Source organism: Fictibacillus nanhaiensis (assembly GCF_023715445.1).
Classification (GTDB): domain Bacteria; phylum Bacillota; class Bacilli; order Bacillales; family Fictibacillaceae; genus Fictibacillus; species Fictibacillus nanhaiensis_D.
Map to the genome: position 1 here is coordinate 368,661 of NZ_JAMBOD010000003.1, position 16,553 is coordinate 385,213.

The window sequence follows — 16,553 nt, forward strand, 5'->3', positions numbered from 1 at the left end:
GTATCCTAAGATGGAATGAGGTGAAAAATATGAAATATGATATCATCGGTGACATCCATGGCTGTTTTAATGAATACCGTTACCTTACTGAAAAATTAGGCTATAACTGGAGTGATGGTCTCCCAAAGCATAAAGAAAACAGATTACTCGTGTTTTTAGGGGACCTTACAGACCGGGGTCCTGATTCTATTAGGATGATGGAGCATGTGTACGAGCTTGTTCAGCAAAAATTAGCTTTATACACCCCAGGCAATCATTGCAATAAGCTGTATCGTTATTTACAAGGAAGAAATGTACAGGTTAAGCATGGATTAGAAACTACCGTTGCGGAATTAGAAGAACTTGATGCTGAGAAACGGGAAAAAGTGAGTGATCATTTTCAAAGTCTTTATGAAAATGCCCCTCTTTATTTAGAACTTGACGAAAGGAAATTGGTCGTTGCCCACGCTGGCATTCGTGCAGATTATGTTGGCCAAACTAGTAAAAAAGTAAAAACATTTGTCCTTTACGGTGATATTACAGGCGAAACGAATCCAGATGGTACACCTGTCCGGAGAGATTGGGCGAAGGAACACCGAGGTGAATTAACCATCGTTTATGGCCACACACCCGTCGAAAATGTCCGCCACATCCAAAATACTTGGAATATTGATACAGGCTGTGTTTTTGGAGGGAAGTTAAGTGCATTGCGATATCCGGAGATGGAAACGGTTAGTGTTCCTTCAACTATGCCGTTTGTTCCTGAGAAATTTCGTTCATTTGATGATTAATACAAAAAGGAGTGTTAGTTTTTAACGAACTACACTCCTTTTTTTTATATTGATTCCTCAGGATCATACCCTAGCATGATGAAATCCTGTTCATAAAGCTCGAACACTAATTTTTTTGTTTCCGCATCATAAAAATTTTGATATGGAGGAAGTTTACTGCTTCTAATGCTGGAAAATAAATTTACATCTGCAACTAATTCTTTAACTGTTTGATTCCGATTCATCTTATGTGCAACATGGTGATGTGATTGAGTAATCACATCCAGTGGAGATTGCAAAAGATTATATTTTCTTTCAATATTTCTTAACTCAGAATTGAGATTTTCAAGGTTAATATAGTTATTAATAAAATGCTCTTCTCCAGCTATATACTGCTGTGCAACATGAGAATTGACGATTTCTCGTTCCACACCAATTTTCTCTAACCGGTATAAAAATTGTCTAAAAGAAAAACCTTGTGTAACATCTGGAGCAATTTGTCTCATTATTTCAGGCATTGCTAGTGTTGCGATATATGAACTTACCGCTCTTTTATATGGATTTCTGGTTACTTTGCAAGTAACTTTTTTAAGGTTTAACAGTTCATTTTTAAGATCCAATTTATAATTAGGCTGACGTTCATAAACATTTTCTCTATAAGTATGGACCCATTGGGAATATTTGTTGGCTTCTTCTAGAATACCAATTTGAAAGTAAAACCATTTAATTAAAGAAGTACATCCACACTTTGGATTCCAAAAAAATATAATCGGAAAATCCTTATGAAACAATGGAAGTGGTATAGCAATTAGTCCTGGAATTGCCGCTTCTTTTTTCTTTTGTAGATCAGACATGGTTTTCACCTCCATTCATTATTATTAAATGAGGTGGAGGCTTATTTTGCTTGTATTTTTCCAGCCTAAAATCAGTAGACTCCGCTAAAAACATAACCTTTTCATATCATCAGGTATTTCAACTGAAATTTGTACTTCCTCACCAGTAAAAGGATGAAAAAACCTTGTCTGTTCACTATGAAGCGCCTGACGATCCATTAAGTTCACACTTCCTCCATAAAGGTCATCACCTATTAGAGGATGGCCAATAGATGCCATATGCACTCTGATCTGATGAGTTCTGCCGGTTTCAAGCTTAAGTCTGACAACCGAAATATCATGGTTTGAGATATAGTTGATCATTTCGTAATGAGTAATGGAAGGCTGACCATCCTCTCTCACCATTCGTTCAATGATACTGTCCGGATTTCTTCCGATCGGACTAGTAATTGTTCCATTATCTTGTTCCATTTTCCCATGAACGAGAGCAATGTACTCTCGTTTTATTGTCCTTTCTCTTTGCTGCTTAGACATAAGGGAATGAGCAAAGCGGTGTTTTGCTACCAGCACGATACCAGATGTATCTTTGTCCAACCTGTTGACAGCATGAAAGGTTGCCGGAATATCATTTTGCTGATAGTAAAACAAAATTCCTGCTGCAAGTGATCCTTTCGGCTGAAAAAGTGATGGAATGGTAGGCATCCCTGGCGGTTTATTCACGATAAGAAAATGTTCATCTTCATAAACGACCTCAAGTTTCATTTCCTCTGCCTCCATAGATTCACTTTGTTTCCCAGGTGGAAAGTAAACTTTAACAACATCACCTTTTGATAAAGCTCTTCGTACAGTTTCTTCTTTTTCATTCACAAAAAGAGCGCCGCCGTGAAACTTAATATCGGTCAGCGCTGCTTTAGATATTTGTTTGTTTTTTAAAAATTCTCTCAGTAAGACAGGCGCCTCATCTTCTGTCACAACCCATGAGATTTCAAAGAACTTTTTCATCTTATTCCGATACAAACGATTCTTTTACCCTCTTCCAGAATGGGAAAGGACGGAACCGGGCAAATCTAATTTTTTCTTCAGCTACTCTATATTGTATCGACTTTACTTTTTTCTGCACTAAAAATAAATGGTCGATTGTAATATGAAAGTCTACATCATTCACAGGCTTCAAAATACATGTATGATGCTGTGGCAAAACAAGAGGCGAACCTATTGTACGGAATACACGATTATTGATTGACGCCATCTCTGATAACTGGATCGAGGCAAGCGAAGGATGTATAATCGCACCACCAAGGGCTTTATTGTATGCGGTACTGCCTGATGGCGTAGAGATACATAATCCGTCACCGCGGAATGTTTCAAACTTTTCACCCTTGATTTCTACATCCATAACAAGAGAACCTTCTACACTTTTAACGGTACATTCATTGACTGCTAAATACCTTTTTTCGTCGATTCCATCAATATACCGGACCGTAACTTCCAATAGAGGATAATCAACAATTTGAAAAGGTGTCTTTGCGATATGTATGACGAGCTTCTCCACCTCTTCAGGCAGCCAGTCAGCAAAAAATCCTAGATGACCGGTATGGACACCAACAAATGCGGTCTTATCAATTCGGTGTACATAATGATGGAAAGCATGAAGCAATGTACCGTCACCGCCAACTGTAATAACGATCTCAGGTTCCTTCTCTTCATAAACTAACTCGAATTCTTCCAAATACGAACGGATTTTTTCCGTTAAGATATTCGATTTGCTATCGCCTTTTGAAATGATGGCAAATTTCATTCTCTCTCCATCCTTTATGATCCTAGATTGGTTTCATTGGATTTATCGTTGCGTTCCAGGAAAACAAGCTGTGCTTCCTGGATTTCGCCTTTTATTTGAGACATCTCCTCATCCAGACGGTTTGCCGCTTCGGCAGCTCTTTGTAAACGAAGGCGGATGTCTTCTGGAATCTGTCCATGATACTTATAATTCATAGAATGTTCTATGGTTGCCCAGAAATTCATAGCAAGTGTGCGAATCTGTACTTCTACCAGAATCTTTTTCTCTCCGTCTAACACTTGAACCGGATATTCGATTACAAGATGGTAAGACCTGTATCCGCTAGGCTTTTTATGTGTGATGTAATCTCTTTCTTCAACAATTGTAAAATCGTTTCGTTGACGAAGAAGATTGATAACGGTTGTTATATCATCAGTAAATTGACACATGATTCTTAAACCAGCTAAATCTTGTATTTCCTGCTCTAAGCTTTTATCAGGAATATTCTTTTGGTAGGCTTTGTTAACAATTGACTTAACCGGCTTCACTCTTCCTGTCACAAACTCAATGGGACAATGCTGATTCGATCTTTCGAATTGTTCCCGTATTCCCCTAAACTTAATTTTAAGTTCATCAACAGCTTGCTTATACGGAATTAATAAAGCTTCCCAGTCCATACTCATTTTGCTTTTTCCTCTGTACCAAAGATCTTATTCACTTCATCTTCCATTTGTTGACCATAGTTTGCGTTACCTTGGATATTCTCAGTCAAAAATTCCATTTCATTGGAGAAAGCAGCAAGTTCAAGCTCATCCCCTTTTTCGTTTTGAATAACAACAGAAGCTCTTTCTAACCATGCTTTTTTTGCATCTTCCCAATGGCTGCTGCCAATTGAGATATGAATAAAACCTTCATTGTTTTCAAGTACATAAATAAAGGCTAAGCCATCAGAATCAACAAGCATTCTTTCACTGTCTTTCCATTGTGAAAGTTCCTGGTTCTCCTCAGATGATAGAAGTAAATATAGTTTGTTTAGTTCCCATGCAGTTGACTGCACATTCAATCGTAGTGGCATCATCGTATAAACCTCCTGTTTCTTCACTAATAGTGTAACACAAAATAGGAATTTATTAAGAAATTGAGAACGTCTTATTGCTATGAGATAATAAGTTTGATATAAATTTTGCAACAGGGGGACTCGCACTGTGTCACAAGAAATTGAAATTGAGTTTAAAAACATATTAACTTATGAAGAATTCTTACGTCTGATATATGATTTTAATATTCAAAAGTCAGCTTTTATCGAGCAGACAAATTATTATTTTGATACAGATGACTTTCAGTTAAAGAACCAAAAAAGTGCACTTAGAATCCGTTATAAAAATGGTGGATACACCCTGACGCTTAAGCAGCAATACGATCAGCATATCCTCGAAACCCATCAAACGATCGATAATACTCATTTCCCTAATGTCCTAAGAGGAAATCCGCTTCCTGAAGGGGAAGTTACAGAAGTGCTTCGTAAACTACATATTGAAACACCAGAAATTAAATATTTAGGCAAATTAACCACAAACAGGGTTGAACTTCCTTATCGTGATGACCTGCTTGTTCTGGATGAAAATCATTATTTGGGTAAAATCGACTATGAATTAGAATATGAATCTGCCGATTATAAGAAAGGACAGCAAAAATTTCTGGAGTTGCTAGAATCTAAAAAGATTCCACTTCGTGAAACGAAAAGTAAAATCTACCGTTTCTTTATTGAAAAAGAAGCGAACATATAACTGTTTCAAGTGCTGTAATAATGTAAAGGCTGAGGGATTTAGGTTCGCCATACAAATACATTTTTAGCATTTCTACTAGGAGGAAAACTCTTGAACATACAATCTTTTAAAGCATTAATGGAAATACAGGCATTACAGCAGCTTAATGTAAATACCACTTCTTCTGCTAACGCTGAATCGAGTTCCATTCCTTTTTCGGCTCTGCTCCAGGAAGCTTATTCAAAAACGGGCGTGAACGCAAATTCAAGTCTGAATATGAATGAGTTTAACCCTATGAGCAGCAGACTAAATACTCAAATGGCGTTATCACCCTCCTTACCAAATAGTTTTCAGATGGGATCACTATACCAAGCAGGAGACATCTCTTCCAAAAAACTGAGCATTCCGTCAAAGAATTTAGATGATTTGATCGAACGTACTGCAGAGAAGTATGGTGTGAACGCTAATTTAATCCGTTCTGTTATCAAGCATGAGTCAAATTTCAATGCCACTGCTCAAAGTCATGCAGGTGCACAAGGTTTGATGCAATTAATGCCTGCAACAGCTAAAATGCTCGGTGTAACAAATTCTTTTGACCCTGTTCAAAATGTTGAAGCCGGAACAAAGTACTTAAAGATGTTGCTTGAAAAGTATGGAGGGAATGAACAGCTTGCACTCGCTGCTTATAATGCCGGTCCAGGAAATGTGGATAAATACAATGGCATCCCGCCTTTTAAAGAAACTATTGCTTATGTTAAAAAGATTATGAATACGTATCAGGCTCTTGTCTAACCCTTCTGCTGAAGGGTTTTTCTTTTTGAAGAAATCACATAATTGTATCTCGAAAAGCTAAGGACTATAGTCAAGTAATTTTGGTAAAGGTTCATATTGTTTGCTTACAATTCATGAACCTTGCTACAATAAAATTACAAATTAACGCAAGGAGCTTTTGCACCATGTTTGATGAAACAAAAACACCATATTATCTTTTAGGAGAAAAGCAGGGTATTGAAAAGCTTGTTTCAACTTTTTATAGCCTAGTAAGTCAAGATCCTTTGCTGTCCCCTCTGTTTCCGGACGATCTTACAGAAACTGCTTATAAACAGACTCGTTTTCTAAGTCAGTTTTTTGGCGGACCGCCGCTTTACACCGAGGAATTTGGACATCCTATGCTTAGAGCGCGCCACATGCCTTTCCCTATCACTAATACACATGCAAAAGCTTGGATCAACTGTATGGAACGAGCCATGACAATTCACAAACTCGAACCTGAATTACAAGACGCTTTATTAAGCCGGTTAAAAATGACAGCTTATCATATGGTAAATACGAGCAAAGATTCAGAAAGGGGCGAGAATGCTGACACTGTATAATTCCAATTCCTTTTATGACGATAACGAGAATAATAAAAGTCAAGCCTGTCAAAAGCCATTGGAAATCTATTCTGTCATCGATCCGCTTTGTCCAGAATGCTGGTCATTGGAGCCTGTCCTAAAAAAACTGCAAATGGAATACGGTCATTATTTCAGACTCCGCCACTTTGTCAGTGGAAGTCTTGAATCTCTGAATACCTATATGCCAAAAAGAAAAGGTCTTAAAACAGCTGAACAGATTGCTGAAAAATGGGAAATAACTGCCTCCATTTCCGGTATGAGCTGTGACGGTGATGTTTGGCTGGAGAACCCTATATCAGCTCCACACAAAGCAACTTTAGCTATTAAAGCTGCGGAACTTCAAGGAAAACAGCAAGGAATGAAGTTTTTAAGAAAGCTAAGGGAGAATCTTTTCTTAAACAAAAAAAACATTGGCAACGAAGAAGTCCTTTTAGAGATCGCCCGTTCAGTCGGTCTGGATGAGGAAGAATTTTTAAATGATCTTTCTTCTGAAGCGGCTATCAAAGCTTTACGCTGTGATCTGAAGTTTTCTCAAGAGATGGATGTTACACAAATCCCGACTCTTATCGTTTTTAACGACAAAACAGATGATGACGGCATTAAGATTTCCGGATGCTATTCTTATGATGTTTATGTGGAAATCCTAAGAGAGATGTCAGATATAAAGATTGAGCCTGCGCCTCTTCCAGACTTAGAAGAATTCCTATCTATTTATACTTTTGTGGCAACAAAAGAAGTTTCTGTTGTATATCAAATCAGTTGTGAAGAAGCTGAAAAACAATTAAAGAGACTTGTTTTACAGCAAAAAGTGGAACGAGTCCCTGTAAAATACGGTACGTTCTGGAGATACACTCAAACCCGCTGAGGAAAACAGCGGGTTTTTCTTTTGTATCCCTCACAGGACGTGCTTGCATATACTGCTCAAAAATGAATAAACATGTACTAAGGAGGGAGAAAGATATGTACTTAATATTGTTTATCGTCAGTCTGATTTCAATAGCGGGGAGTTTTTATTATTTTGTACTCTCTCTATTAAATATGGCGCCAAAGATCGTAGCATTTCCGAGTTTGTTTATTGCCATCTTAATTACTACATTATGCTACAACTATCGTTCAAAACTTAAAAGAATTTTTTAGATAAACAAAGAAAATCCTGCCCGCATTTACGGACAGGATTTTTGATTTCTTATTTTTCAAAAAGCAGTTCTTCCATTTCATCTAAGATTGACTCAAAAACTTTAAGGGCATTTTCTATTGGCTCTGGTGTTGTCATGTCAACACCCGCTTTTTTCAGTACCTCGATCGGATAGTCAGAGCTTCCTGCTTTTAAGAACTCAAGATATCGATCGACGGCAGGTTTACCTTCTTCAAGAATCTGCTTCGATAATGATGCTGCCGCACTGAAGCCTGTAGCATATTGATACACATAGAAGTTGTAATAGAAATGCGGGATTCTAGCCCACTCTAGTCCAATCTCCTTATCAATAACAAGGTCTTCACCAAAGTATTTAACGTTCAGATCATAATAGATCTTTGTTAAAAGTTCCGGTGTCAAAGGCTCGCCGTTTGCCGCACGAACGTGGATTTCCTGCTCAAATTCAGCAAACATCGTTTGACGGAAGACGGTGCCTCTGAATCCTTCTAAATGATGGTTAAGAAGGTACAGCTTTTCTTTCTTATCAGAAGTCTTTTGAAGCATGTAATGATTTAATAGTGCTTCATTACAAGTTGACGCAACTTCTGCAACAAAGATCGAATAATCCGCGTAAGGATACGGCTGGCTTTCACGCGTATAATAACTGTGAACAGAGTGACCAATTTCATGAGTAAGTGTGAACAGGTTATTCACGTTATCCTGCCAGTTCATTAAGATATATGGCATTGTTCCATATGCACCTGAAGAATATGCTCCGCTCCGCTTTCCAGCGTTCTCATGTACATCAATCCAGCGTTTCTCATAACCTTCTTTTACGATATTCTTGTACTCTTCACCCATCGGATCCAAGCTGTCCAGAACAAGCTGCTGAGCTTCTTTAAAGCTCACTTCCATTTTTGCATCTTTCACGAGTGGCGTGTACAAATCATACATATGCAGCTCGTCAAGACCAAGAGCCTTTTTACGAAGTTGAACATAACGGTGCAGCAGGTGGAGGTTGTCATTAACTGTTTTAACAAGGTTGTCGTAAACAGCCTCTGGAATATTATTATTGTTTAGAGCAGCCTGACGGGCTGAATCAAAATTGCGCGTCTTTGCAAAGAAGTTATCACGCTTTACTGTACCAGCAAGCGTACTTGCAAATGTGTTTTTATATGAATCATAGGTTCCGTAAACGGCTTTGAAAGCATCTTCTCTTACACGGCGGTCAGAGGATTCAAGAAAACGGATATAACGGCCGTGTGTTACTTCAATCTCTTCGCCATTTTCATCTTTTATAACAGGAAACTTTAAATCAGCATTATTTAGCATTCCAAATGTATTACTCGAAGTATTTGCTACTTCTCTAACATCTGCTAATAGAGCTTCTTCCTCCTTAGAGAGAACATGTGGACGCTGACGATTAATTTCGTCAAGAGCATGTTTATAGAGAGTAAGCGGCTCATAGCTTTGCAAGAATTGATTAAGTGCTTCTTCAGAAAGAGATAAAATTTCCGGTACCGCAAACGAAACGGTGCTGCTTACTTGCGTTGCAAGATTTGAAGCACGGTCGTTTAACCCTTGATAGAAGGAATTAGTGGTGTCCTGGTCATATCTCATATGAGCATATGTATAAAGCTTGCCAAGCTTTTTCGTAACTTCATCTTGTTTTTGCAAATAAGAATAAAGTGTTTCAGCAGATTCGCCTAATTTCCCTTGAAAAGCCTTAAGTTCTGGAAGCATCTGCTTCGTTTCCTCAAATTCTTTTTCCCAAACGTCATCTGACGCATAAATCGCTTCTAAATCCCACGTATCTTCAACAGCAACTTCATTACGTTTAGGCAATGATTTTGTTTTAGTTTGAGACATACAAACACCTCCATATAATTAAAGAAAATGAGTTACATTCTCCTTATGTATATCTACATATTACCAGAAAATGCTTATACAAAGTCAAAAATTACAGCTTTTTTACTGAAAATTTTGTCTTGTCTAAGTGCCTCATCCAAGGTATTTGGATATGTTATTGGCGCTGCCTTTTTATAGAGATGATTATTTATCTTTTCAATTATATTTTCAGATTCCAAATAATCTAAATAACCTGCTAACGCTTCGTTAAAATCTCCATTTAAATAAGGAAGTTTTCTTTCTTGAATTATTCGCTTAGAGATTAATCTTTTAAACTCACTTTCAAGCTGCTGCATTTTAAAGGTATGTACAGGTGATTTTTCAATAAAGAAAAGGAGGTACGATTGCCAAATATACGGAGAGGTTTCTAAGTGGTAATAATTGAATGAAGGCATTCCTGCCAATGGAGAAAATAAAGTCAGCGAACGGTGGTTAAAATACAATATCTTTTTAACATACATAATAGAGGGAGAGCCGTTTTTATAAGCTGTCATCCTCCAGGTTGTTTTTTGCTTATTCCATAATTCCCTTCTATAAAAATGATTGTCAACATCAAGGTTTTTCAACATTAATTCAAAACTGATGTTCTTTGATGAAAATGTATAGGCTTTTGCAATTACTTTTCTATATGAAATTGGGATTATGTTTCTTAACAGAAGAAATTGCTGCTGCAGTGGACAAAAATAGTTTAAATAAAGCATTCCGGCGTGATCTTTTTTTGCAGCCGCCAGATCCCCCATCTGTATAAAATAAAGAAATTCACTTTTCTTCCTTACCCTTTTCATCCCAAATATCCATTCTGAGTTTACTCCAATAGAATTATAGCCGTTGATTCTGTTTTTAAATAATTCTTCTTTCATGGTTGCGCATTGAAATTCAATTGCATAATTTTGTTTCGGAAGAAAAAGATCAGGCCTTTGGGCTATATCACGAAAATAATGCTCAAGATAGGCTGCTTCCCCATTTTTCTTCACCCATTGATATAAACTTTTCTTACCAAGCAGATGGTAGTTGGTTTCTGCCTCATGATTGCTAGAACATACATCAAGTGACTGATGGGCGAAATGCCATGTCTTTTTTGATCCGCATTTTGGGATAACTTGATTTTTGCATACTGGACAAAGAAGCATTCCGGTTCTCATTTTCCTGTACCATTGATCTTTTGTAATATCTCCGGTCATGTCAACAAATTGATTGTTATAAAGAGCAACAAGCATCTCTGTCATCTCCCCGCTTTTAAGGTCATAATGAAGGAAAAAGAAAGAGATGTCATCTATGTTTTTTCAATGAAATGATCGTTTTTGAAACTAATATTCCGTAAAAAGAATTAGCTAAAAACAAAAAACCGATTTCAAAAGTAACTGAAATCGGTTATACCTTATAATTTAAAATATTTCTGTACATGTTCCAAAGCAGCTTCGGAAACAATCGTTTTACCATATTCCTGGATTCGGTATACAGATAAATCTGAATCATTTCCATATTCGAGCAGCTGTGCTAACAGATCGTCTTGTTCTCGGTCTGGTGCATCTGCATTGAATGTAACATACAGATAATACTTACCCTCGAAATGGTACAGTGAGTTTTCAAATGAGGAAGAATCAATTGTGTGACTCAAAAGAATGACATCTTCAAAGTCTCCAAAGGAGATTAGGAAGGATAAATAATCATCCTCTGTTTCTTCTAATTCATCATATTCTTCTTCAACCTGAAATTGCTGATCGAGAAGTTTTTCAATATTTTGATCAACAGGTAGATCCAATTTATCATCACCGATAGGAAGCTCAATCTTTTTCCCATCCTTAGACATTTGAGCACGAGTAACAATTATTTCAAGACCTTTATCCAGAGCCTGTACTTGAATCCAAAGAGGACCTTCTAATGGAAACTGCTCTTGCTGATGTGCTTCGTCCATCATCTCCCAGAAAAGTTCTTCTCCTCTTTCGCGGTCAGACCATATTTCTTCCCGGTCAAATCCGCGGTCTTCAATATCTCTGTACGTTATGAAAAATTTTATGGTGAACTCATTCACTCTTTCAATTTCCATTTATGCTTCTCTCCCTTCTCTCCGGTTTGTTCGTGAAGGGATAAATACCCCTAGAAAAAAGCAAATCATATTACTTTTTATTCCCCATCTCAAAATGCATCAATCACAATTAAACCTCTTGTACCTTATTCTATGACAAAACAGATAATATGGAAATAAAAAAGGCACTAATTTACTGCCCTTTTTTGCACCCAGAAAGATTATGAAATACTGTTTCAACTTGACGCCGAAGGCCAAGCTGGACTATAATTCAATGGTCTTTAGGGTTAACATATTGTACCATAACTCACTTGAAATTTCATTACATACGGGGGGCTTTACTTTTGGAAACCGATTTTCTGATATCCCTTTTGCAAATTATCGCAATTGATATTCTGCTAGGCGGAGACAATGCAATTGTTATTGCTCTTGCCAGCCGGAACTTACCTGAGAAACAAAGAAATAAAGCCATCTTCTTAGGGACCGGACTTGCTATCGTTGTTCGTGTAATACTAACCATTGTAGCTGTTTATTTATTAAATATTCCATTCTTATATCTGGCTGGAGGAATACTGCTTCTTATTATTGCGTACAAACTCATTCTTGAAGAAGATGAAGAGCTCGAAGTTAAAGCTGGGAAGAATTTATCAGACGCTGTTAAAACAATTGTTTTTGCAGATATTGCAATGGGGCTTGATAACGTTTTAGCAATTGCAGGAGCTGCTCATGGAAACATTGTACTTGTTGTTATCGGACTTTTAGTATCTGTACCAATCATTATATGGGGGAGTAAAATAATATTGCACTTTATGGAGCGTTTCCCTGTATTGATTTATATTGGTTCCGGTGTGCTTGCTTTTACCGCAGCGGGTATGATAATTGAAGAGAAGATGATGCATTCGGTTTTTGCAGACAACACGATGCTTGAATATGGGCTGTATATCTTTTTAATTGTAGGGGTCATTTTTGCTGGAATCTTAACTAACTCGATTAAACGCAAAAGAACAAATTAACTTAAACATATTAATCCTGCCAGGTTAACCTGGCAGGATTTTAAATTTACATGTACAAAAAAACTTCCGCACGTTAATTGCGGAAGTTTTTCTTTATTCGTTTACAAGACGCTGTGCTTCCATGAGCTGAAAAGTACGCACTCTTCTTGGCAAGAAACGGCGAATTTCATCTTCGTTATATCCTACTTGCAGACGTTTTTCATCCAGGATGATTGGTCTTCTTAATAATCCAGGGTGATCTGCAATCAATTGATATAGGTCTTGCAAAGGCATGGATTCAAGATTAATGTTAAGTTCCTGGAACGTTTTAGAACGAGTAGAAATAATCTCGTCAGTACCGTCCTCTGTCATTCTCAAGATTTGTTTCACTTCTTCTATTGATAAAGGTTCCGAAAAAATATTTCTTTCTTGATAAGGAATTTCATTTTCTTTTAACCATGCTTTTGCTTTTCGGCATGATGTACAGCTCGGCGAAGTAAATAGTGTGACCATATTGGAACTCTCCTTCCCCTCTCTCTGATTTAGGTACTTTAAAAAAGTTATTAAATCATCATTCATAGTATACTACATATTTTACATTTTCGGTAGAGGTTATACAGACTTTTGTACAATTTTACGAATTTGTCATACAAATGTAATACGTATACAACTTGTCTTACACAACATATCCTTTAATTTTCCCATATATATATATAGACGTATTACCCGAAGATAAGTTTCATAAAACATAAAAAATAAAAGAGTGGGATTAGCCACTCTATTTTAAGCAATTGTTTTATTTACTTGTGATGCAGGTCCTTTTCGCGGAATAGATGGTCTGAGATTCTTTAAGTTTTTCTTTAGCATCTCTTTCCATAACTCACGCTTTGTTTTTTTCTTTTTGTCTTTTTGTTTCATGACGCCTGCTCCTCCTTTAACAAGGAAAATATTTATTCGGAAGCGGTTTCCCTTGGCATTTCTGAAGATTCGTCTTTAACCATTTCTGGTTTTGGAGCTGCTGGTTCTGTGTCCAAGGTAAGCACTTCACTTGCTGGCTGATAAGACTTACCGTACAATTCACTATCTTTGTACGTGTGTATTTCATTATACGTCTTTTTCATGTTTTCATAAATAGTTTCTTCTGATTCTTCTGTTGGGGACCAATAGAGGATCTCCATTTCATTCACTTCATTTGTTGCAAGTGATCGTCTTCTGTATCCAATGCTTGATGCGTGTTCAAATCCTTCACGTGTATAAAAACGAAGACGTTTCTCAGTGTCTGTATCTTCATAATCAACAGGTTCAACTTCTAAAATAATCGGCTTGCCTTTAGCTTTTAATGTTTCGATCAGTTTATGACCAAGCCCTTGTCCTCTTGCGTTTTTAGAAACAAATAAATAATCAATAAAAACAAAGTCTGGGAGTTCAACATACATTAGTACGTGATTTTCTCCTTCATCTTTATGGTAAATATCACTTTTTTCATCAAGCAATAGTTCCATGTGTTCTTTTGATTTCATTTCTTCAATCGGAAAATACTGATTTAATTTCTCATACCAATTCATCGTTTCCCCATCAGCTCCTTAGGTTTTTATTTATTATAGTTTTCCCTCTTTCTTCCTTTGTTATCATGGGATACAATAGAGAAAGAAGTAACGTGGTGAACAAGTTGTAAAAAAGGAGGAATCCTCTTTGTTATCATTCTTTACCGATTTAACGTTATTAGCTTTATGTGTGGTTGGTATTACAGCATTGATGGGAACCATTTCCCAAGTCATCGCGGTAAAATTGTTCGGCGGCAAGAAAGTTTCACATTTTGTGGATAAATCGAAGTCTTTTCAACAAAATTGGAGTCCAGTAAAAAGAAGAAATTAATTTGAAACAACCCATAAATTTAGGGTTGTTTTTTTATACTTTCCTGATTAGAATGTTAGATCCAACAATATTATGTAGAAAGTATTCGTGCAAAAAGACTGACTTCAAAGAATCAGTCAAGTTTTCTACCATTTTTAGTCCGAACTGCATTATAATACAAGGGTAACATACATAATAGAGGTGTACAAATGCATAGAAACCTTAGAACGTTTATCAGCCAATTAAGAGAAGAAAAAGAAATTATTGAAATAAAAGCCGAAGTAGATCCTTACTTGGAGATCCCTGAAATCCATAGGCGTGTGATAGCAGAAGAAGGCCCAGCACTTCTTTTCACAAATGTTAAAGGCAAAAACATACCAGTGGTTACTAATTTGTTTGGAACGATTAAACGTGTAGACATGGCTTTTGGCCCGAAGCCCGAACAACTAGTTAAAGATCTCGTTTCATCTATTGATGAACTTATGCCTCCTTCACCTTCTGTTTTATGGAAGAAGAAAGGAATGATTAAAGACGTTTTATCTCTTGGGACAAAAAAAGTCGGAAAGAATAAATCACCTATACTTGAAACGTTTACGACAAATGTAAATATGAAAGATCTTCCGGCACTGACAGGCTGGCATCTTGACAGCAATCCTTTCGTTACCCTCCCTCTCGTTTATACGGAACATCCTGATAAACACGAACACAACCTTGGTATGTATAGGATTGAAATTAAAGAAGAAAACAAAACCGGTATTCACTGGCAGATTCATAAAGGCGGCGGTTTCCATCATTATGAAGCAGAACAGAAAAATCAATCACTGCCTGTAACGTTGTTTTTAGGAGGGCCTCCTTCCTTAATGATCAGTGCGATAGCCCCTCTTCCAGAAGCTGTACCTGAACTCATGTTTTCATCTATGCTAATGGGAGAAAAATTGAGTCTTGCACATGTTGACGGTCACCCGCATCCATTAATTGCCGAAGCTGAATTTGCCTTTGGCGGTGTAGTTCCGCCACATGTACGCGAGCCTGAAGGACCGTTCGGTGATCATTATGGCTATTATTCCTGGGCTCATGATTTCCCTGTTTTTAATGTAGAAAAAATGTGGAAACGAAAAGATGCAATATATCCGGCTACTGTTGTAGGAAAACCAAAACAGGAAGATTATTTTATTGGGGAATATCTTCAGCGGCTAATGAGTCCATTGTTCCCAGTTGTTATGAACGGTGTGCGTGATTTATGGACGTATGCAGAAACTGGCTTTCATGCATTGGCTGGAGCAGTTGTACGTGAGTCGTATTATAAAGAAGGACTTGCCCACGCTTTCCGTATCATGGGGGAAGGTCAGCTGACACTTACAAAATTCTTGATGGTAACGAACAAGCCTGTTAATCTTCAAAACTTTGCTGAACTGGCTGAAGGTGTATTAGAAAGATTCCTGCCTGAACGAGATTTGCTGATCATTCATGATACTTCAATGGACACCTTGGATTATACGGGGCGCAAGTTTAATACAGGTTCAAAGGCTATTATGACAGGTCTCGGAGAACCTGTACGTGAATTAAAGAGGACATATGAAGGCGGGACAATTTCAGGAATTGATGATGTAGGTGTTTTCTGTGGAGGCTGTTTAACAGTAAGCGGTCCATCTTTTGATGAGTCCCCTGACTTTGCCGAGCATCTTCTTACTAACAGTCAGGATTCTTTTAAAGACTGGCCTCTCGTGTTCTTAGTTGATGATGCAGCCATCGCAGCTACTCAAGCTGAATTCTTATGGACAACCTTTACTCGATTCGATCCGGCATATGACGTATACGCTAAAAGTACGATCGACCGAAACCGAATTAAATATGAAGGAACAATAATCATCGATGCAAGAATGAAACCATTCTATCCTGATGTCGTTGAAACCCGACCCGATATTGATCAAAAAGTCACGGAAAGATGGAATGAATATTTTCGTAAGTAAAAGAAGCGTTTTCACGCTTCTTTCAGCTTGTAGACAAAGTATATGTCTACAAGCTTTTTTTATTGTAGAATTAAATTAGATAATGTTTGAGGGGAGAAATATACATGTTATCTAAGCATTCTACTGAAGGACGTCACCAAGTAACCCTG

20 protein-coding genes are annotated in these 16,553 nt (G+C 37.3%); 9 read left to right on the forward strand and 11 right to left on the reverse strand.

All coding sequences use genetic code 11. The features are described 5' to 3' along the window. Positions 1–29: 29 nt before the first annotated feature. Positions 30–770: a bis(5'-nucleosyl)-tetraphosphatase PrpE gene (gene prpE, locus M3196_RS12065; RefSeq protein WP_251322547.1), complete on the forward strand. Its 741-nt coding sequence runs from the start codon at positions 30–32 to the stop codon at positions 768–770. 44 nt (positions 771–814) lie between these two features. Here the strand turns inward: prpE and M3196_RS12070 are convergent, their stop codons facing one another. From M3196_RS12070 to M3196_RS12090, 5 genes are all read right to left on the reverse strand, one after another. Next, positions 815–1,603: a sulfotransferase family 2 domain-containing protein gene (locus tag M3196_RS12070; RefSeq protein ID WP_251322548.1), complete on the reverse strand. Its 789-nt coding sequence runs from the start codon at positions 1,601–1,603 to the stop codon at positions 815–817. Positions 1,604–1,687: 84 nt separating this feature from the next. Beyond that, positions 1,688–2,599, reverse strand: a complete 912-nt coding sequence (locus tag M3196_RS12075; protein WP_338082945.1) for an RluA family pseudouridine synthase — start codon at positions 2,597–2,599, stop codon at positions 1,688–1,690. Further along, positions 2,586–3,380, reverse strand: coding sequence for an NAD kinase (locus M3196_RS12080; protein WP_251322549.1), 795 nt, complete (start codon positions 3,378–3,380; stop codon positions 2,586–2,588). The genes M3196_RS12075 and M3196_RS12080 overlap by 14 nt, the downstream gene beginning before the upstream one ends. Before the next feature lie 14 nt (positions 3,381–3,394). After that, on the reverse strand, positions 3,395–4,036 hold the full coding sequence (locus tag M3196_RS12085) for a GTP pyrophosphokinase (RefSeq protein ID WP_251322582.1): 642 nt from the start codon (positions 4,034–4,036) through the stop codon (positions 3,395–3,397). A gap of 2 nt (positions 4,037–4,038) precedes the next feature. Beyond that, on the reverse strand, positions 4,039–4,437 hold the full coding sequence (locus M3196_RS12090) for a hypothetical protein (protein WP_251322550.1): 399 nt from the start codon (positions 4,435–4,437) through the stop codon (positions 4,039–4,041). 127 nt (positions 4,438–4,564) lie between these two features. Here M3196_RS12090 and M3196_RS12095 point away from each other — a divergent pair, with 127 nt between their 5' ends. From M3196_RS12095 to M3196_RS12115, 5 genes are all read left to right on the forward strand, one after another. After that, positions 4,565–5,146, forward strand: a complete 582-nt coding sequence (locus M3196_RS12095) for a CYTH domain-containing protein (RefSeq protein ID WP_251322551.1) — start codon at positions 4,565–4,567, stop codon at positions 5,144–5,146. 90 nt (positions 5,147–5,236) lie between these two features. Beyond that, on the forward strand, positions 5,237–5,917 hold the full coding sequence (locus M3196_RS12100) for a lytic transglycosylase domain-containing protein (protein ID WP_251322552.1): 681 nt from the start codon (positions 5,237–5,239) through the stop codon (positions 5,915–5,917). A 164-nt stretch (positions 5,918–6,081) separates the two neighbouring features. After that, positions 6,082–6,498, forward strand: coding sequence for a globin (locus tag M3196_RS12105; RefSeq protein ID WP_251322553.1), 417 nt, complete (start codon positions 6,082–6,084; stop codon positions 6,496–6,498). Further along, complete coding sequence (locus tag M3196_RS12110; protein ID WP_251322554.1) at positions 6,482–7,384, forward strand: ClpXP adapter SpxH family protein; 903 nt, start codon at positions 6,482–6,484, stop codon at positions 7,382–7,384. Before M3196_RS12105 ends, M3196_RS12110 begins: the two co-directional genes overlap by 17 nt. A gap of 95 nt (positions 7,385–7,479) precedes the next feature. Continuing rightward, positions 7,480–7,656 carry a hypothetical protein gene (locus tag M3196_RS12115; RefSeq protein WP_251322555.1) on the forward strand — a complete coding sequence of 59 codons (177 nt, stop codon included), beginning with the start codon at positions 7,480–7,482 and terminating at the stop codon, positions 7,654–7,656. Positions 7,657–7,705: 49 nt separating this feature from the next. Here the strand turns inward: M3196_RS12115 and pepF are convergent, their stop codons facing one another. From pepF to mecA, 3 genes are all read right to left on the reverse strand, one after another. After that, positions 7,706–9,523, reverse strand: a complete 1,818-nt coding sequence (gene pepF / locus M3196_RS12120; RefSeq protein WP_251322556.1) for an oligoendopeptidase F — start codon at positions 9,521–9,523, stop codon at positions 7,706–7,708. A gap of 74 nt (positions 9,524–9,597) precedes the next feature. Next, a complete protein-coding gene (locus M3196_RS12125) occupies positions 9,598–10,779 on the reverse strand; it encodes a competence protein CoiA (RefSeq protein ID WP_251322557.1) in 1,182 nt (393 codons plus the stop codon). Between the two features lie 161 nt (positions 10,780–10,940). Next, on the reverse strand, positions 10,941–11,609 hold the full coding sequence (gene mecA / locus M3196_RS12130; protein ID WP_251322558.1) for an adaptor protein MecA: 669 nt from the start codon (positions 11,607–11,609) through the stop codon (positions 10,941–10,943). Between the two features lie 323 nt (positions 11,610–11,932). Between mecA and M3196_RS12135 the strand changes: the two genes are divergently transcribed. After that, entirely contained in the window at positions 11,933–12,601 is a 669-nt protein-coding gene (locus tag M3196_RS12135; protein ID WP_251322559.1) for a TerC family protein, read from the forward strand. A gap of 93 nt (positions 12,602–12,694) precedes the next feature. Here M3196_RS12135 and spxA read toward each other — a convergent pair whose 3' ends face one another. The 3 genes from spxA to M3196_RS12145 form a co-directional block, all read right to left on the reverse strand. Next, positions 12,695–13,093 carry a transcriptional regulator SpxA gene (gene spxA / locus M3196_RS12140; RefSeq protein ID WP_066288819.1) on the reverse strand — a complete coding sequence of 133 codons (399 nt, stop codon included), beginning with the start codon at positions 13,091–13,093 and terminating at the stop codon, positions 12,695–12,697. A 270-nt stretch (positions 13,094–13,363) separates the two neighbouring features. Next, the gene (locus M3196_RS21975) at positions 13,364–13,498 is read right to left on the reverse strand and encodes a hypothetical protein (RefSeq protein ID WP_276531343.1); all 135 of its coding nucleotides are present in this window, start codon (positions 13,496–13,498) and stop codon (positions 13,364–13,366) included. Positions 13,499–13,530: 32 nt separating this feature from the next. Beyond that, on the reverse strand, positions 13,531–14,145 hold the full coding sequence (locus M3196_RS12145) for a GNAT family N-acetyltransferase (RefSeq protein WP_251322560.1): 615 nt from the start codon (positions 14,143–14,145) through the stop codon (positions 13,531–13,533). Positions 14,146–14,272: 127 nt separating this feature from the next. Here M3196_RS12145 and M3196_RS12150 point away from each other — a divergent pair, with 127 nt between their 5' ends. Both M3196_RS12150 and M3196_RS12155 read left to right on the forward strand, forming a co-directional pair. Next, positions 14,273–14,455: a hypothetical protein gene (locus tag M3196_RS12150; RefSeq protein ID WP_251322561.1), complete on the forward strand. Its 183-nt coding sequence runs from the start codon at positions 14,273–14,275 to the stop codon at positions 14,453–14,455. A 188-nt stretch (positions 14,456–14,643) separates the two neighbouring features. Then, complete coding sequence (locus tag M3196_RS12155; protein ID WP_251322562.1) at positions 14,644–16,404, forward strand: UbiD family decarboxylase; 1,761 nt, start codon at positions 14,644–14,646, stop codon at positions 16,402–16,404. Positions 16,405–16,553: the final 149 nt, after the last annotated feature.